The sequence below is a fragment of the Streptomyces sp. ActVer genome, assembly GCF_027270795.1.
Lineage (GTDB): Bacteria > Actinomycetota > Actinomycetes > Streptomycetales > Streptomycetaceae > Streptomyces > Streptomyces umbrinus_A.
In genome coordinates this window covers 1-610 of the sequence record NZ_JAPWHT010001014.1, presented here as the reverse complement: position 1 = coordinate 610, position 610 = coordinate 1, and the positions used below count along the sequence as shown (strand labels likewise).

Below are 610 nucleotides of genomic sequence, written 5' to 3'. Positions count from 1 at the left end.
GAGGTGAAGACCCTCACGATCAGCGGCAAGCAAGTCACCCTCGCCGTGTTCCGCCAGCTCCGCGAGGAACCGCTCATCGCCAAGGACGGCACCATCGGCGGCACCCTTTGGGGGACCGTCAACTACCACCCCGACAAATGCGCCGACGACCGCGAGCACCTGCACGTGGTGTGGCAGCAGGGCAACGAACTACGCCGGTCCTCTGTGCAATCTCCAAGGGATGCGTTCTTCGGACACCCGGCCGCCGGCTGGTACGTGCACGCCCGCGTGCTGGACGGCCTCCGCTACCAGGACCCCGAACGTGCAGTTCAGGTGTTCGCGCGGCGAAACTCGATGGACTGCGCCCGCGCGTGGACTCGTATCAACGGCATCAGGTTCCACGCCGACGTCACGGACGAGTGCGGCGCCGCGTTCGAGACGGGGAACGAGAAGAAGCTAGACGTGATGCGCGCTCAGCTGGCCAAAGCTTTCCCGGGCGGAGACGCATCGGCGGCAGGGTTCGCCACAGAGCTCCTGGCGGTGGCGTCGGCATACGAGCGGTCGTGGCAGATCCTTTCGGGTCTTCCGCAACTGTTCATCGCGGTGTGAGGCGCGCCATGGATGAGCCCGT

At 66.1% G+C, this 610-nt stretch carries 1 protein-coding gene; it reads left to right on the top strand.

Annotation, left to right across the window (positions count from 1 at the left end):
* Positions 1-588: hypothetical protein (locus O3Q52_RS53895; protein ID WP_269655651.1), on the top strand; the 588-nt coding region annotated here is incomplete at its 5' end.
* Positions 589-610 lie beyond the last annotated feature (22 nt).